Raw genomic sequence first — 16,409 nt, forward strand, 5'->3', positions numbered from 1 at the left:
CCGGGTGATCGTCTTTGACGACTGCTTCTCGTCGGCGGCTTCGACCAGCGACAGGCGTGGAACGGCGGGCTTCGATGTTCCGACAGTTTGTGTCGGTACAGCTGCCGTCGCCCCTTGTCCGACCGTCCGACCGGGGCCGGCGCAAGGCCCACTGAAGACACGCTGTCCTGCCGGCCTTGTCCAGGCCGGCAGGACAGCGTGTCAGGGATGGTTGCCGTTGTTCCGGCGGGTGATCCTGGTCGGGATCGTGGAGCCGGGCAGCCGCATCGCGACGGGGGTCGCGATTATGGTGCGGTGTTCACTGGTGGGGCAGCGTCAAAGGTTTTCCTGGATGCGGTCGATGAGGACTCGCACCGCCGCTGCCTGGGAGGCCTTCAGCTTCTGCTTGCCAACCTGCTTGGCGGTCCATTCCTCGATGTCGCCCAGCCGTGCCAAGGCACGTTCCACGTGTTCATCGGCGGCGTGCGCGCCATCGGCCGTACGGGTGGTCCAAGCGGCCTCGATCGAGGTCTGCACCTGTCGGGCCAGTCGGCCGGCCGTCGATGTGCCCGGAGCGTCCATGCCTGCCAGCAGTTCCCGCAGTTCGCCGGTGTCCTTCTTGGCCTCGCCGAGGCCGCCGAGGACGGTGTCGACGCCGAAGTGGTAGGCGCCCGAACCGACTTCGAACACGGCTGCTCCGTTCTCCATGCGGAGGAACCGCACTCCGGTGGCTGCCTCGGCGGGCCGGCCGCCCTCGGTGACCGCCCAGCGGGTCTTGGAGGGCACGTGCACCTCGGCGACGGTGTTGACCGGCACCGTCACCTTCAGGTCGAGGGAGCCCTTGCGGGTCTTCCACTTCGAGGAGAGAAGGCCGTAGACGGTGTTGAGGCTTCCTGAGCCCTGCGTCAGGTTTCCGCCGGGCACCGGGGCGATCCGGGAGCGCTTGTAGCCGGGCTCGATCGCGGAGAGGCCGCCGATGTTCCGGAACATCCAGTCACCCACGGCGCCGTAGGCGTAGTGGTTGAAGGAGTTCATGTCGACCGGGCCGAAATCGCCGTTCGGCATGATCGAGTTCCAGCGTTCCCACATGGTGGTGGCCCCGTTGGCGACCTCGTAGCCCCAGGACGGGTAGTCCTTGTGGAGCAGCATCTTGTAGGCGAGGTCGTCCCGGCCGATTTTGCTCAGCGCGGGGAGCAGCAGCGGTGTGCCGATGAAACCGGTCCGCAGGTGATGGTCGGTGAGCGCCAGTTTGGCCACGAACTTCGCGCCGACCTTCTCGACCAGGGCCGGATCCGAGACCAGGTCCATACCGAGAGCCAGTGCGTATCCGGTCTGCGAGTTGCGCATGACCGTGCCGTCGGCTGCCACATAGGCCTTGGTGAAGGCGGTGCGGATGTCGGTGGAGAGCTTGCTGTAGTCGGCCGCCGCCCTCTCGTCACCCAGGGCCTTGGCCGCCTCGGCCATCATGCGGGCGTTCTCGGCGTAGTAGGCGGTGCCCAGGATGCCCTGTTCGGTGGGGTCGTCCAGGTGCAGCCAGTCGTTGGTGAAGAAGGTGGTGCGGCCGGGTTCGAGGAGGTCCGGTCCGGCGCTGTCGCGTACGAACTGGAAGAACTTCTGCATGGCGGGGTAGTTCTCGCGCAGGATGCGGGTGTCGTCGTAGGAGCGCCACACGGAGTAGGGCACGGTGATCATCACGTCGGACCAGCCGACGCCGCTGTCGCCGAACTGGCCCTGGGGCGTGGGTACGACCGCGGGCAGGTCACCGTTGGCGTATTGGGAGTTGCGGACGTCCGCCATCCAGTGGGACAGGAACGCACGGGTGTCGACGAGGTAGTTGGCCGTCGGCGCGAACAGGCTGATGTCTCCCGTCCAGCCCAGACGTTCGTCGCGGGCCGGCGTGTCGGTGGGGATGGACAGGAAGTTGCCCCGCTGGCTCCAGGAGATGTTGCTCACCAGCTGGTTGAGCATGCTGTCCGACGTCTTGAGGGTGCCGGTGGTGGGGAGGTCGGATCCCCAGACGACGCCCTTGACGTCGGCGAGAGCGGGAGGTGCGGTCACCCCGGTGATCTCGATGTAGCGGAAGCCGTGCTGGGTGAAGGTGGGCTCGTAGGTCACCGTTCCGGTCTTGGCGAAGACGTAGCGGTCGGTGACCGTGGCGGTGCGGAAGTTGTCGGTGTAGAGGGTGCCGTTCTTGTTGAGCACCTCCGCGTAGCGGATCTTGACGCTCTGGCCGGCGGAACCGGTCAGAGCCAGCCGTGACACGCCGACCATGTTCTGACCGAGGTCGTACACGTAGGTTTTGGAGGTGGGTTCGGTCATCTTGCGGGCCTTGAGCACCTGGGTCCGGCGCACCGGCTCGTCGCTCTGCGGGACCAGGAGGGCGGTGCGGGATTCGATGCTCGCGGCGGGTTCCCACTGCGCGTCGTCGAATCCGGGCCGGCTCCAGCCCGAGGGCTTCAGGCGGGCGTCATAGGTCTCGCCGTCCTGTAGGTCGGCCTTGACGTAGGGGCCCTCCGCCGTCTTCCACGTGTCGTCCGTGGTGATCCACTGGACCGAGCCGTCGGCGTAGGTGATGCGCATCTTCGCCACGAGGGCGGGGGCGTCCCCGTACTGGTGGCTCCAGCCGATCCCGACCTTGCCGGCCCACCAGCCGTTCGCCAGGGATGCGCCGATCGCGTTGGGGCCGCGGGCGAGCAGCTCGGTCACGTCGTAGCTCTGGGACTGGATGCGCTTGTGGTAGTTCGTCCAGCCCGGGGCGAGTACCTGGTCGCCGACCCGCTCGCCGTTGATCTCCAGCTGGTAGACGCCGAGCGCCGACGCGTAGACCCGCGCGGAGGCGACCTTCTTGCCCGCCTTGGTCGCGAAGTCCTTGCGCAGCAGGGGCAGTGGCCGGGCCGGGGGTCCGTAGAGGGCGTCCGTGGTGCCGGACACCGTGAGGGCGGAGTCGACGATCTCACCGCCGGTGAACGGGTTGCGGCCGGACGCGAAGTCGGTGTCGAGGAGCGTGCCGCCGTCGGTGGCGGTCACGACGGCGTCGTAGACGGTTCCCCGTTCGCCGCAACAGGCGTGGGTGCGGAAGCCGATGTAGCCCTTGGCGAACGTGGCATCGGTGAAGGTGCTGACCAGCTTGCCGTCGAGGGTCGTGGTGATGGTGGTGCCCACCACGTCGTAGCGCACGGTGTGCCGGTCGGCGAGGAGGCCGGCGTTGGTGAAGCCGTAGGGCGCGAGATCCACCTCCCGGATCACGGAATAGGCGCCCTGGACCTGCTGGTGCAGCCTCAGCGTCGGGGTCGGGCCCGTCACGTTGAACTGCCACATGTACCCGTTGCTCGCATCGGAGGCCCGCAGGAACATGCCGAGTGCGGCGCTGCCGAGGGTGAAGTCGACCGTGGCGGTGTAGTCGGTCCACTTGTCCAGCTCGCTCGGAGCGGCGGGCTGTGTGATCCACTGGGCGCCGCCCCAGTCACCGGAGTTGAGCAGGCCCGTCTCGAAGTGTGCCTGTGCGCTCCAGGGGCTCGCGGTTCCCCTGCCGTCCCAGGCCCGGACGCGCCAGTAGTACCGTGTGGCCGCCTTGAGGGCGGGACCGCCGTATCGGATGTCGGCCTGGCGGTCGGAGGCCACCTTGCCGGAGGACCACACATCGGTGGCCCCGGGCGTGCGTCCGACCTGGATCTCGTAGGCCTTCTGCGAAGTCGCCCGCCTCGTCGACGCCGACTGCCAGCCGAAGACCGGGTCCTCACCACCGATGCCCAGGGGGTTCGCCCGGCCGTTGGTGGTCAGGGCCTTCACGGAGAAGGGCGCGTCCGAGACGGACGCGGCAGGGGACAGGGACGCGGGCAGGGCCGTCATGGTGCCTCCGACCACGGCGAACACGAGGAAGCCTCTGAGGAGTACGAACAGGAGCGAGCGTTTGGGGAGCATGGCGGTCTCCATGGGAATCGTTCAGGCCGACGTGCTTCGCGGTGGTGTCGCCGCGAAGGGACGATGTGTGGTGGAGGTCAGTCCGCTGTGCGGCTGAGCAGGGTGCTGAGCTCGGCGGCGGCGTCGGCGCCGCCGTCCTCGACGAGGACCCTGTTCAGCAGCGCGGGCAGCCGGCCGGCGGGCAGGTCCAGGAAGGGGCCCATCCGCCGGGCCAGTTGGGCGGAGTCGGCACCCAGGCCATGGCGGGTCAGGACGTCTGCCGTGCGCCCCCAGAGGCCGGGCTCGTCCATCAGATCCCGCACGGTGAACACCTCGGCCGGTGCGGTGGCGGGGCAGGGGTCGTCGGTGGTCCAGGTGTGCGCGCCGTGGGCCACGGTCACCGGGGGCTCCCCGGAACCGGGCAGGTGGACGGTGGCCCGGGTGCCCGCGGGCACGAGCACCTTCAGGTGGAAGCGGCCGTCCTGGCGCCGCCAGCTCACCGAAGCCTCGCCGTACGGGGTCAGATGCGCGGCCGTGGCGTGGGTGAGCGCGCGGTCCGGCAGCGGGCGCACGCGGATCTCGCGGTAGCCGGGTGCGGCCGGGGCCAGCCCGGCGACCGTGCGGTGCATCCAGTCGGCGACGGCCCCGAGCGCGTAGTGGTTGAAGGATGTCATCTGGCCGGGGTTGACCGTGCCGTCGGGCAGCATGCTGTCCCAGCGTTCCCAGACGGTGGTCGCGCCCATCGTCACGGGATACAGCCAGGAGGGGCAGCCCTTCTCCAGCAGCAGCCGGTGGGCAAGGTCCGGATGGCCCGCGCAGGTGAGGGCGTCGGTCATCAGCGGGGTGCCGACGAACCCGGTGGCGATCCGGAAACCGCTCGTGCGCACGAGGTCGGCCAGCCGGTCTCCGGCCGCCGCACGATGCTGCGGGGAGGCCAGCAGGTCCCACTGCAGGGCCATGGCGTACGCGGTCGGCGAGTCGCCCAGGATCCGGCCGGCCGGGGTGACGAACACCCGGGCGAACGCCTCCCGGGTCCGCTCTGCGAGCGCGGAGTACCGTGCCGCGTCCTGCGAGCGGCCCAGTACCTCGGCGGTGCGGGCGACGACGTCGACACACCGCGCCAGGCACGCGGTGGCGACGACGTCCGTGGGCGTACGCGCGGCGAACGGGTCGTCGGGCGGTGCGGACGGGTCGAGCCAGTCGCCGAACTGGAAGCCGCCGGCCCACACGCCGTCGGTGGTCAGCGAGGCGGCCTTGTCGACCCAGGCGCGAGCGCTGTGGAACTGCCGTTGGAGGACGCCGCGGTCGGCGTACCGCTCGTAGAGCACCCAGGGCACCACCGGTGCCGCGTCGCCCCAGGCCGCCGCGGTCGGGGCCGCGTCGTCCAGGACGTCGGGGATCACCCAGGGCACCGCGCCGTCGGCATGCTGGTCGGCGGCGAGATCGGCGAGCCAGGAGGACAGGAAGCCCGCGGTGTCGAAGAGGAAGGCCGCGGTGGGGGAGAAGACCTGGATGTCGCCGGTCCAGCCGAGCCGCTCGTCGCGCTGCGGGCAGTCCGTCGGTATGTCGAGGAAGTTGCCGCGCGCGCCCCGGACGATGTTCTCGTGGAACTGCTCCAGATCAGGGTCCGAGCAGGAGAACCAGCCGGTGCGGCGCAGGTCGCTGCCGACGACGACGGCGTGCAGGTCCTGGGCCCTGAGGTCCGGCACGCCGGTGACGTCGGCATACCGGAAGCCGTGGAAGGTCAGTGAGGGTTCGAGGACGGTCTCCTCGGCGTCGGCCAGGAGGTAGGTGTCGGTGGCGTCGGCTGTGCGCAGGGGCCGGGTGCACAGCTCCTCGTTCTCCAGCACCTCGGCGTGCCGGACGGTGACCTCCGTGCCGGCCGTGGTGTCGCGCAGGCGCAGCCGGACCCAGCCGACGACGTTCTGCCCGAAGTCGACGAGCGTACGGCCGGACGGCGACTGCCAGACCTTCAGGGCGGGCAGCACCTCGGTGACGCGGACGGGCGGCCCCTCCGGGGCGACGAGCCGCGCCAGGTCCGCCTCCGTGCCGGACACCACGTCCACCGGGCCGTCGGCTTCGCCCGGAGTGAACCGCAGGTCGGTGCGCTGGCCCTTGTAGAGGTCGTCCGCGAGGATGCCGGTGTCCCGGGCCCGCCACTGACCGTCGGTGCCGAAGACCTCCACCGAGCCGTCGGCATAGCGGACTTCGAGCTGCGCGAGCAGGGCCAGTCGGTCGCCGTACAGGGCGCGGGCGCCCCACCAGCCGAGGTGGCCGCGGTACCAGCCGTTGCCGAGGACGACCGAGAGTGTGTTCTCGCCCTTCTTCAGCAGGGTGGTGACGTCGTGGGTCTGGTAGCGCAGCCGGTGGCGGTAGCTGGTCCAGCCGGGGGCGAGGACCTCGTCGCCGACCCGGGCGCCGTTCAGGGACGCCGTGTAGACGCCGTGAGCGGTGGCGTAGAGGCGAGCCGAGACCACGTCCGCCCGCAGCACGAGGGGCCGTATGAGCTCCGGGGCCGGCGCGTCCAAGGCGCCGTGGTGGCGGGGGGTGATGAAGCGGGCGGTCCAGTCGTCGGGGCGCAGCAGTCCCGTCTCCACGGCGGCCGACGCGCTCCAGCTGCTCCATCGCTCTCCCGAGGCCACCCGGATCCGGACGCTCACCCGGCTGCGGGAGGCCAGCGGCGCGAACGGCCAGGGCACCAGCACCTGCTCGGCCGACTCGACCCGTACCGTCGTGGCGCCGTCCAGTTCGACCTCGTACGCGCTCTGTCGCCAGGCGGGGTCGTTGGTGCGGACCTGCCAGGACAGACGGGGTTCCGTTGTGCCGACGCCGAGCGCCTCATCGCGGTGTTCGAAGCGAAGCGACACCACGTGGGTGTCAGGTTCGGGGCGCTCAAGACCCATGCCGGCTCCTCATTGTGTGGAACGTTCCACGCTGAAACGACTCAACCGTGAGGTGCGCACGCCCGGTGCGTCAAGAGGGGAGCGGGGAATTCGGCGGATCCGACATCCGCCCGGTTCGCGTGCTCGGCCCTGGCCGGATCCGCGGCCGGGCCGCTCAGGCGCGAGGAGGTGCGGTACTGCCGCGTGTCACCAGGTGAGGTGTCGATGCCGTGACGACCGTGCGGTCACGCCGCTTCTCGATCCGTTCCAGCAGCAGCCGGGCCGCGGTCCCGCCCATCATGGTGCCCGCCTGGTCGACGCTGGTCAGGCTCACCGGCGCGAGCGCGGCGACCGAGGTGTTGTTGTATCCGGCGAGCGAGAGGTCCTCGGGGATGCGCAGGCCGAGCTGGGCGGCGGCCCTGAACACACCGGTGGCGGCCACGTCCGCGCCGGCGAAGATCGCGGTGGGCGGACGTGCGGACGTGAGCAGTTCCATGGCGCCGCGGTAGCCGCCCTCGTCGGAGTACCCGGAGTGCACCACCCGGGCCAGGTCCGCCAGGCCGTGCCTGGCCATCGCCTCCTGGTAGGCGGCCCGGACGTGGTGCTCGGGCCGCTGCGTCCACTGGGTGCCGCGTACCGTCGGGTGCGACAGGTGGGCGATGTCCCGGTGCCCGAGGGCCACGAGGTGGTCGAGGACCAGGTCGACGCCGGCCCCGTCCTGGTTGACCACGCGGTCGTACGCGGGGGAGGGGTCGTGGTGGCCGATCACCACGGTGGGCACCTCGGCCGCGATCTGCACCACCTCCGCGCGGGGGACGGCGGGCGCGATCAGGATCAGACCGTCCATCTGCCGGTCCACCATGGCGTGGATCAGCTTGGTCTGCTCCTCCATCTCGGAGGAGCAGCTGGAGCCCAGGAACATGACGTACTCGGTGTTGCGCAGCGTCGCGTTCATGCCGTCCAGGAGGTCGGCGTAGAAGGCGTTGCGGGTGCTCGCCAGGAGGACGCCGATCGTGTAGGTGCGGCCCCTCATGCCGCGGGCGGCGGCGTGCGGGCGGTAGCCCAGCTCGGCCATGGCCCCCTGCACCCGCTCGCGCATCGCGGGGCTCACCCCGTAGGCGTTGTTGAGGACCTTCGACACCGCCGAGGTGGACACGCCGGCGCTGCGCGCGACGTCGGCGATCGTGGCCCTCTTCGAGCCGCCCGCTGGTTGCACTGGGGTCCCCGCCTCCGTCGTCATGCACCGCTTAGCCCCATCCGGCGTTTCGGGAACGTTACTCGCAGATGGCTTGACGGCTTCGGCCTCTTCGCCTCAATCTGTGTGGCACGTTACACGAAAGTGGATCGCGTCGGCCGTGTTGCGGCCCGGCCGCCCGGCGTCTCGGGGGCGGTCGGCCGTGAGCAAGGAACTCACGGCTCGTGAAGGGTCCGATCGGCCTGTCCGGCCGATCGGTGACTCCGTTGTCGCGGCGCTCCGAAGCCTGCCCCCGGGCATCGACCGAAGGCGTTGCCCCGCCGAATTGAATCGATTCAACTCCGCTCGAACGAAGGAACATCCCAATGCTGAGGTCAAGCACGCTCGCCAAGAGAAGAGCGGCTCTAGCCGCGGCCGCCGTTCTGCCGCTCGTGCTCAGCGCCTGCAGCGCCGGTTCCCTCGGTTCCTCCAGCGGGGACGGCAGCGCCACCACGATCAAGCTGCTCGTCGACAACGCGCCCGACAACCTCCAGGCCGCCAAGCAGCTGGCCAAGGACTTCCAGGCCAAGAACCCGAAGATCAGGGTGAGCGTGGAGACGCGTCCCGGCGGGACGGAGGGCGACAACCTCATAAAGACGCGCTTGCAGACGGACAGCATGGCCGAGGTCTTCTCCTACAACACCGGTTCCCTCTTCCAGCAGATCGACCCGACGAAGACCCTCACGCCGATCACCCGGGACTCCTACGTCAAGAGCCTCGACCCGTCCTTCCTCCCCCAGGTCACCGTCGGCGGCCAGACCTACGGCGTGCCCTTCGGTTCGGGTCTGGGCGGGGGCGTCCTCTACAACAAGAAGGTCTACGCCCAGCTCGGTCTGACCGTGCCGAAGACCTGGAAGCAGTTCCTCGCCAACAGCGAGAAGATCAAGGCCGCCGGCATCGCCCCGGTCATCCAGACCTATCAGGACACCTGGACGTCCCAGCTCCTCGTCCTGGGCGACTTCCACAACGTCGCCGCCGCGGAACCGGACTTCGCGCAGAAGTTCACCGACAACAAGGCGAAGTTCGCCACCGACGCGAACGCCGGCAAGGGCTTCGAGCGGCTGGAGCAGATCCACGACCTGAAGCTGCAGAACTCCGACTACGCGTCCGCCACCCTCGTCGAGGGCCTGAAGATGCTGGCCACCGGCAAGGGCGCCCAGTATCCGATGCTCTCCACCGTGATCGGCGCGATCAGGACGAGCAACCCGGACGAACTCAACGACGTCGGCTTCTTCGCCCTGCCCGGGGACGACGCCTCCGCCAACGGCATGACGGCATGGTTCCCGAACGCCTTCTACGTCCCCAAGAGCACCACCGGTGACAAGCTCGCCGCGGTCAAGAAGTTCCTCGCGTTCACCGCGAGCCCGGCGGGCTGCACCTCCCAGGCGAAGGCCTCCACGCCGACGGGCCCCTACATGGTCGACGGCTGCACCCTGCCCTCGGACGTTCCCACCATCACCAAGGACGTCGCGGCGTACTTCACGAACGACGCCCAGAGCCCGGCGCTGGAGTTCCTGTCCCCGGTGAAGGGGCCGAGCCTGGAACAGATCTGCGTCGAGGTGGGCTCCGGCATCACCGGAGCCAAGTCCGGCGCCGCCCTGTACGACAAGGACGTCAAGAAGCAGGCCCAACAGCTGGGGCTGTCGGGCTGGTAGGAACGTAAGCCAGTGCCTGCCCGCCTCCGGAAGGAGTGCGGGCAGGCGCCCGAGAGAGGTCGAACGATGACCACAGTTGCACCGGCCGGGCCACCGACGACCACGCAGCCGAAAGCGGCGGCCGGCACACGACGGCCCGCCAAGACCCACAGTGCCTATCCCACCTGGTTCTACCTGCCGGCGGCAGTGATCTACGGGACGCTGTTCCTCGTCCCGACGTTCGCGTCGTTCTACTTCAGCCTGACCAGGTGGACGATCTTCAAGTCGACCTTCATCGGGCTGGACAACTTCACCGCGTTCTTCCAGGAACCCGCCCTGGTCAAGGGCTTCGTCAACACGCTCCTCTACGCGGTAATCACCTCAGGCCTCAAGGTGGTCCTCGGCCTTCTCCTGGCGATCCTGCTGACCAGCCAGATCCGCGCCCGCGGCTATCTGCGCTCCGTGGTGTTCTTCCCCGTGCTGGTCAGCACCGTGGGCGTCGGAATCACCTTCACCGCCTTCATGGACCCCTCCACCGGCGCCATCAACCACGCTCTTGCGGCGGTGGGCATCGACGGCCCGGGATGGCTGACGGACCCCTCGCTCGCGCTGTTCTCGGTGGCCCTGGTCGACGTCTGGAAGGGCGTCGGGCTGGCCACCGTCATCTACATCGCCGGCATCGTGTCCATCCCGGACGAGTACCACGAGGCGGCGAAACTCGACGGCGCGGGCCCGTGGCAGCTGCTCCGCAACGTCATCCTTCCGCTGAGCTGGCCGGCGACGTCGACGGTCATCATCCTCTCCCTCATCGGCGGCCTGCGGTCCTTCGACCTCATCTGGGCGATGACGCGCGGAGGACCCGGCTTCAGCTCCGACGTGGTCGCGTCCGTCATCTACAAGCAGTACCAGGCGGGCTTCTACGGCCTGTCGACCGCCGGCAACGTCATCCTCTTCCTGGTCGTCACGGCGATCATCGTCCCGTTGTCCCGCTTCCTGGCGAGCAAGGAGGTGGAGCGGTGAAGACCCCCACCCGCACCTGGCTCGGCGTCCTGTCGGTCGCCGCCAGCGTCGTCGTCTTCGTCGTCCCGTTCGCGTTCATCGTGCTCACCGCCGTCAAGGACCCCCAGCAGGCCTCACAGCTCGACTTCTCCTGGCCACGCCACTTCCAGCTGGTGGACAACCTCGTCGAGGTCGTCCAGGCGCGGGACTACATCCTCGTCATCGCGTTCATCAACAGCGTGATCCTGACCGTCGCCAGCGTGGCCGTGATGGTCGTCCTCGGGGCCATGGTCGCCTTCGTGCTGCAGCGCCGGGTCACCCGCTGGACGGGGCTGATCAACTTCCTCGTCCTGTCCGGCCTGATCATCCCGCCGGCGGTGGTACCGACGATCTGGGTCCTGCAGAAGGCCGGCCTGTTCGGCACCCTGCCCGGACTGATCCTCGTGGAGATCGCGTTCGGCCTGTCCTTCTCCATCCTCCTGTTCCGCGCCTTCATCGCCACCATCCCGCGCGAACTCGACGAGGCCGCCATCATCGACGGGGCCTCACCGCTGCGGCTCTTCTTCCGGGTCATCTTCCCGGTGCTGCGGTCGGTCATCGTGACCGTGATCGTCGTGCAGTCGGTAGCCGTCTTCAACGACTTCACCAACCCGCTGTACTTCCTGCCCGGCGAACAGAACGCCACCGTCCAGCTGACCCTGTTCAACTTCCAGAGCCAGTACAGCACCAGCTACAACCTGCTCTTCATGGACATCCTCCTCATCACGATCCCGCCGCTGATCATGTTCCTGTTCTTCAACCGGCAGATCGTGGCGGGCATGACAGCCGGAGCCGTCAAGGGCTGACAACACCCCCGGGACCTCTCGCGGCCGTCCCGGCCATGCCGAGTCGGACCGGAACCCGGCCCCGCCTACGCCCCCACGGCGACGCGATCCCACGGAACCGCCGGCCCGGCTCGCGCCCGCGCACCGTCCCCGCCGGCGGACTTTCCACGGAAGACCGCGCTGCCCGAAACGGCAGGACCCAGGGGGACGTTCCCCGCCCTTCCACAGCGATACAAAGGAGTTTCGCATGCGCCTCCACCCCCGCCCGGGGCCGCGCCCCGGGGCCCGCGCAGGACGCGGACGGCCCGCACTCGCCGCGGTCCTGCTCGCCTTCCTGACCCTCCTCGGCCTGGTCACCGCATCCCCTTCCCAGGCGCTCGGCGGTGACGTCCGTATGCACGATCCGAGCCTCATCAAGGTGGGCAGCTGCTATTACGGCTTCTCCACCGGGTTCGAGAACGACTCGCTCAACCCCAGCGGATCCATCACCTTGCGCAAGACATGCGGCGCCACCGCGGCGTCCGGATGGACGAAGGTGGGGAACATCTGGGAGTCGACGCCGTCCTGGATCACCGACAAGCTCGGCTCGACCCCGCCCAACATCTGGGCCCCGGACATCAAGTACTTCAACGGCAAGTACCACCTGTACTACGCCGGCTCCCGCTGGGGCACGAACTACGCCGTGATGGGCCTGGCCACCGCCACCACCATCGAGGGCCCCTGGACCGACCAGGGCATGGTCACCGACGTCAACTACCCCATCGACCCCAACGTCGACTGGGGACCGGACGGCCGGCTGTACATCTCCTGGGGTTCCTGGACCGGCTCCGGCACCTACCTGCACGTCCTGGACGAGTCCACCGGCAAGCTGTCCACCACCGACCACAACCTGTGGCACATCGCCGTCGACATCGAGAATCCGACGATCATCCTCAACGGCGGCTACTACTACCTCTTCGGCTCGAAGGGGCTGTGCTGCAGCGGAACCAACAGCACCTACTACACCGTGGTCGGCCGGTCCACCAGCATCACGGGACCCTACCTCGACCAGAACGGCACCGACATGGCCTCCGGCGGCGGCACGACCGTCCTCACCGGTGCCTACCCCAGGGTGGCCGCCGGTGGCGCCGACGCCTACGACGACGGCACGTCCAAGTTCCTCGCCTACCACTACTACGACGGCGACAACTCCGGGCGGGAGGCCCTCGACATCCGCCAGGTGACCTTCGCGAACGGCTGGCCCGTCCTCGGCAGTCCGTTCGGCGCCGCGAACAACCACCTGCTGAACCGCAACAGCGGCAAGTGCGCGGACGTCTGGGGCCTGAGCACGGCGGACGGGGCAGCGGTGAACTCCGGCAACTGCAACTCCGGTACCAACCAGCAGTGGGTGCCCACCGCCGTCGGCAACTACCACCGGCTCGTCAACGTCAACAGCGGCAAGTGTCTGCAGATCTCCGGCGCCTCCACCGCCGACGGCGCGACGGCCGTCCAGTCGGCCTGCACCGGGGTCTCGAACCAGCTGTGGACCAGGACGGCGGTGATCGGCGGCTACGTCACCTTCACCAACGTCAACAGCGGCAAGTGCCTCCAGGTCGCCGGAGCGTCCACCACCAATGGCGCGGCCCTGGCCCAGGCGACCTGCACCTCCGGCGCGAACCAGCAGTGGATGGTCGTCTGAGACCCGCCGGCACACCCGACCGGTCATCGCTCCGGGCAGAACGAGACACACCTCCCCCTGCCCGGAGCGGACCAGGCACTGCTCAAGGAACTCAGCACCCGCTGCCCCGACCTCGCCACCGTCCGCACACTGGCCGAGGACTTCGCCGAGATCCTCGTCAACCGCCAGGGCGACGTGAAACTCGACGGCTGGCTCACCTCCGCCAAGACCAGCGGCATCCCGGAACTGCCCGGCTTCGCCGACAGTCTCACCGATGACCTCGACGCGGTCCGCGCCGGCCCGACCCTGCCCTCCAGCTCCGGCGTCGTCGAAGGCCACGCCAACCGCATCAGGATGCTGGAACGCCAGAAGTCCGGCCTCGCCCGACACCGCCTTCTGCGCCACCGCGTCCTCCTCGCCTGATCGCCACTGGAACGTGCCGCAGCAAGGCCGTGTGCACACCGGTTCGCCCGCCGACGGCCGGATTCGGCGGCCGGGCTCGGGAACATGAGCGCTCGGTAAGGTGGGGCGCCGAGAGATCATCGAACGAATGGCCGACCGGACGCCAGGAGTATGCGTGCAGGTTGAGGACAGTGACTGGGCCTGGGAGCGGGACCTCCCGCTGAAGTACCTCCTGGTGAGTGAGGACGAGGACGGCGAGGAGCGCCTCCTGGCGCGGATCTCGGAGGTCGAGGGGCTGTTCGAGGACCCGGCCCCGGTGCCGAGGGTTCGGCTGACCCTCGCGGGGTGCGTACTGGAGGGCCCGCTGCCGCAGGAGCTGTGCGTCGAGATCTGGGACGGCGACCGTCCCACCGGCTACCGGACGCTGCTCGGTGTCCGCGTCGTCGAGCAGCGCCCGCACGACGTGGTCCTCGAAGCGGGGGTGGAACCGCCGGAGGCCACCTACGACTGCCGGGAGCGGCCGGCGGCACCGCGCTTCGAGCTCTTCGGCCAGGGCTGCGTCCCCGTCGGCTCCTGCGAGCGGATCGAGGGCCTGCGCATTCCCCATCCACCCCGGCCGGACGTGCCGATGGAGCTCATCGGCTGCGAGCCCACCGAAAGACTGCCGGCCGCGCTCCGCGAGCCCGGGCACCATGGCTACACATGCCTGTGGGCCGTGGACCGCACCGGGCGCCCCATGGCGTTCCGTGCCGTCGCGCCGGACATCACCGCATCGCGCCCCTCCGCCCTCGGCGAGGGACTGATCGACATCACCCTCGCCGACCGCCTCTACGACCCGCCCCCGCTGCTGGCCCGTCCCCTCTGGGATGCCTGGTACGAGGGCATACCCCACACCCCCAACTCCTGGGCCCCGCACACACAAAGAGGCCGTCACGAGTGGCTCCTGCTCGCGATGGGCAACCGCGGACCACAGCGTGCGGCGGACCGCTCCGGAGGAACCCATCACCTCGACGGCCGGTTCGTCACCGACGTGTCCGGCCTGCACTGCGCCCTGGGCGAAGCCCTGCTGGGACCCGGCGCATACTACGGCTGGGGCGGGGACGGACTCGACTGCCTCAACGGCGGATGGGGCATGGTGCCGCCGTTCACGCTGGTGTGGCACGACGCCGATGTCGCCCGGCGGTCACCGGGTCTGCTCGGCTACTTCGAGGAGACCGTGCGGGAGCTGGAACGCCGCCGCGTCACGGTCGTCCTGCGGTAGCCGGGCACCCGTCGGCACCATCCGCGGCGTCGGCCGGACCTGGGGGCGGATGGCCCAGTGGTGATCAGGGCCCGGCTCTCGATGGTGTCGAGATGGTGGTTGTTGCACCTGCCGTAGCGGCATGTGATGTCGTCGAGGCACCACCGCAAGAAAGGCACGCTCTGCGATGTACCCCTCCGCCACGCCTCCGCGCCAGGTCAAGATCGGTGATGCCGCAGCCTTCGCCGGGACCACCCCACGCGCCATCCGCCACTACCACCAGATCGGTCTGCTGCGGGAGCCCGAGCGAGGCGCAGACGGCCGCCGCCGCTACGGCTACGACGACATGATCCGCCTCATGTGGATCCGCAAGATGGCGGAGGCCGGAATCAGCCTGGACGACATGCGGGCCGCCTTCGGCGGAACCCGGGACATCGAGGAGACCCTGGGCCGACTGGAGGAGACCCTGGCCGCTCAGGAGGCCGACATCAAGCGTCAACGCGCGGCAGTCCAGCGCCTGCGGGTCGTGGGCAGCCCGCTGGGTCTGCTCTCCCCACTGGTGACGGACCGGCTCAGCCACCTGCCTCCGAGCGCCCTGCGCCCTTCCGACCTGGACGCCCTGCTGGTCACGGAACGGGTCTTCGGACCGTTGGGAGCCGCTGTCCAGGCCAGCGTGTTCATGGTGCTGGCCACCCACGCCGACCTGCGGGCCGAGGCGGATCGCGTCGATGCGGCCGACGCCGCCCTCGACGACAGCGTCGATCCCCATGACCCACGTGTCGAAGAACTCGCCGCGCAGCACTGTGCCCACCACAAGGCCCTGGGGCAGGCCATCGAGGCGGACGGGCTGGAGGCGGCTGAGGAGAAGCTCTTCGAGGTCTACGACGCCGACCTGACGGGCGAAGAAGACGCCCAGATGAGTGTCTTCGAAGCGGTCACCAAAATGCCGTACGACCTTTCTCCCGCCCGGATGCGATGCATCGAACTCACGGCAGAACTCCTCGCCCAAGACGGAGAGTGACATCGCAACTGTCCACCTCGTCCGAACGCCAAGCGCGGGGACTCGTCACGTGGGTACGTCAGTCGGTGCGCTGGTACCCAAGTGCCAGGGTCGGCCTCCGGCCCGGACGGTCACCCGCCGCTTCAGGCGGAGACGCTCATGGGGGACTGCTGCGGTGACGGTCCAAACCGACTCGCGCGACCGACGCCCGCGCCGCACCGCGCGCAGACGGGTCGTCGACACACATCGGCGGGACGAACTGCTGCGCCAGGCCGAGGCGATCATCCTGACCGAAGGCTTCACCGCGGTCACCATGGATGAGCTCGCCCAGCGACCGGAGTGCTCCAAGTCGCCGCTGTCCAGCCTCGCCTCCATGAAGGAACAGCTGGTGCCGGCGGTCACTCGCGCCTTCTTCAGGGAGGCGACAGCCGAGATCGAACAGGCTGTCCAAGCCGAGCCCGACCCCCGGCAGCGCATCCGCGTCTACCTCGTCGGCGTCGGCACGGCCATGCGTCGGCATTCCCACGCCTTCTACGACGGCATGGTCGGCTACGAACCGACCGCGCAGATCTACCGCAAGAACTCCGCCGCGGCGGCGCACCGGGTCCACGAACTGATCGAGGAGGGCGTGCGGTCCGGCGTTCTCCGCGCGCTCGAC

10 protein-coding genes are annotated in these 16,409 nt (G+C 69.3%); 7 read left to right on the forward strand and 3 right to left on the reverse strand.

Going from position 1 to position 16,409, the window contains the following annotated elements; translation table 11 throughout:
* Positions 1-315 precede the first annotated feature (315 nt).
* From ACZ5VD_RS36985 to ACZ5VD_RS36995, 3 genes are all read right to left on the reverse strand, one after another.
* Complete coding sequence (locus ACZ5VD_RS36985; RefSeq protein ID WP_468684865.1) at positions 316-3,900, reverse strand: family 78 glycoside hydrolase catalytic domain; 3,585 nt, start codon at positions 3,898-3,900, stop codon at positions 316-318.
* A gap of 77 nt (positions 3,901-3,977) precedes the next feature.
* Positions 3,978-6,782: a family 78 glycoside hydrolase catalytic domain gene (locus ACZ5VD_RS36990; RefSeq protein WP_468684866.1), complete on the reverse strand. Its 2,805-nt coding sequence runs from the start codon at positions 6,780-6,782 to the stop codon at positions 3,978-3,980.
* 154 nt (positions 6,783-6,936) lie between these two features.
* Complete coding sequence (locus tag ACZ5VD_RS36995; RefSeq protein ID WP_468684868.1) at positions 6,937-7,977, reverse strand: LacI family DNA-binding transcriptional regulator; 1,041 nt, start codon at positions 7,975-7,977, stop codon at positions 6,937-6,939.
* A 344-nt stretch (positions 7,978-8,321) separates the two neighbouring features.
* Here ACZ5VD_RS36995 and ACZ5VD_RS37000 point away from each other — a divergent pair, with 344 nt between their 5' ends.
* The 7 genes from ACZ5VD_RS37000 (at position 8,322) to ACZ5VD_RS37030 (ending at position 15,772) form a co-directional block, all read left to right on the forward strand.
* A complete protein-coding gene (locus tag ACZ5VD_RS37000) occupies positions 8,322-9,650 on the forward strand; it encodes an ABC transporter substrate-binding protein (RefSeq protein WP_468553467.1) in 1,329 nt (442 codons plus the stop codon).
* 66 nt (positions 9,651-9,716) lie between these two features.
* The gene (locus ACZ5VD_RS37005) at positions 9,717-10,649 is read left to right on the forward strand and encodes a carbohydrate ABC transporter permease (RefSeq protein WP_468684870.1); all 933 of its coding nucleotides are present in this window, start codon (positions 9,717-9,719) and stop codon (positions 10,647-10,649) included.
* The gene (locus ACZ5VD_RS37010; protein ID WP_468684872.1) at positions 10,646-11,473 is read left to right on the forward strand and encodes a carbohydrate ABC transporter permease; all 828 of its coding nucleotides are present in this window, start codon (positions 10,646-10,648) and stop codon (positions 11,471-11,473) included. Before ACZ5VD_RS37005 ends, ACZ5VD_RS37010 begins: the two co-directional genes overlap by 4 nt.
* A gap of 226 nt (positions 11,474-11,699) precedes the next feature.
* Positions 11,700-13,130, forward strand: coding sequence for an RICIN domain-containing protein (locus ACZ5VD_RS37015; RefSeq protein ID WP_468684874.1), 1,431 nt, complete (start codon positions 11,700-11,702; stop codon positions 13,128-13,130).
* 78 nt (positions 13,131-13,208) lie between these two features.
* Positions 13,209-13,532: a transposase gene (locus ACZ5VD_RS37020; RefSeq protein ID WP_468553479.1), complete on the forward strand. Its 324-nt coding sequence runs from the start codon at positions 13,209-13,211 to the stop codon at positions 13,530-13,532.
* A gap of 154 nt (positions 13,533-13,686) precedes the next feature.
* Positions 13,687-14,772: a barstar family protein gene (locus ACZ5VD_RS37025; protein WP_468684875.1), complete on the forward strand. Its 1,086-nt coding sequence runs from the start codon at positions 13,687-13,689 to the stop codon at positions 14,770-14,772.
* A gap of 166 nt (positions 14,773-14,938) precedes the next feature.
* Entirely contained in the window at positions 14,939-15,772 is an 834-nt protein-coding gene (locus ACZ5VD_RS37030) for a MerR family transcriptional regulator (protein ID WP_468684878.1), read from the forward strand.
* Positions 15,773-16,409: the final 637 nt, after the last annotated feature.

This window comes from Streptomyces sp. NPDC032822, assembly GCF_055578825.1.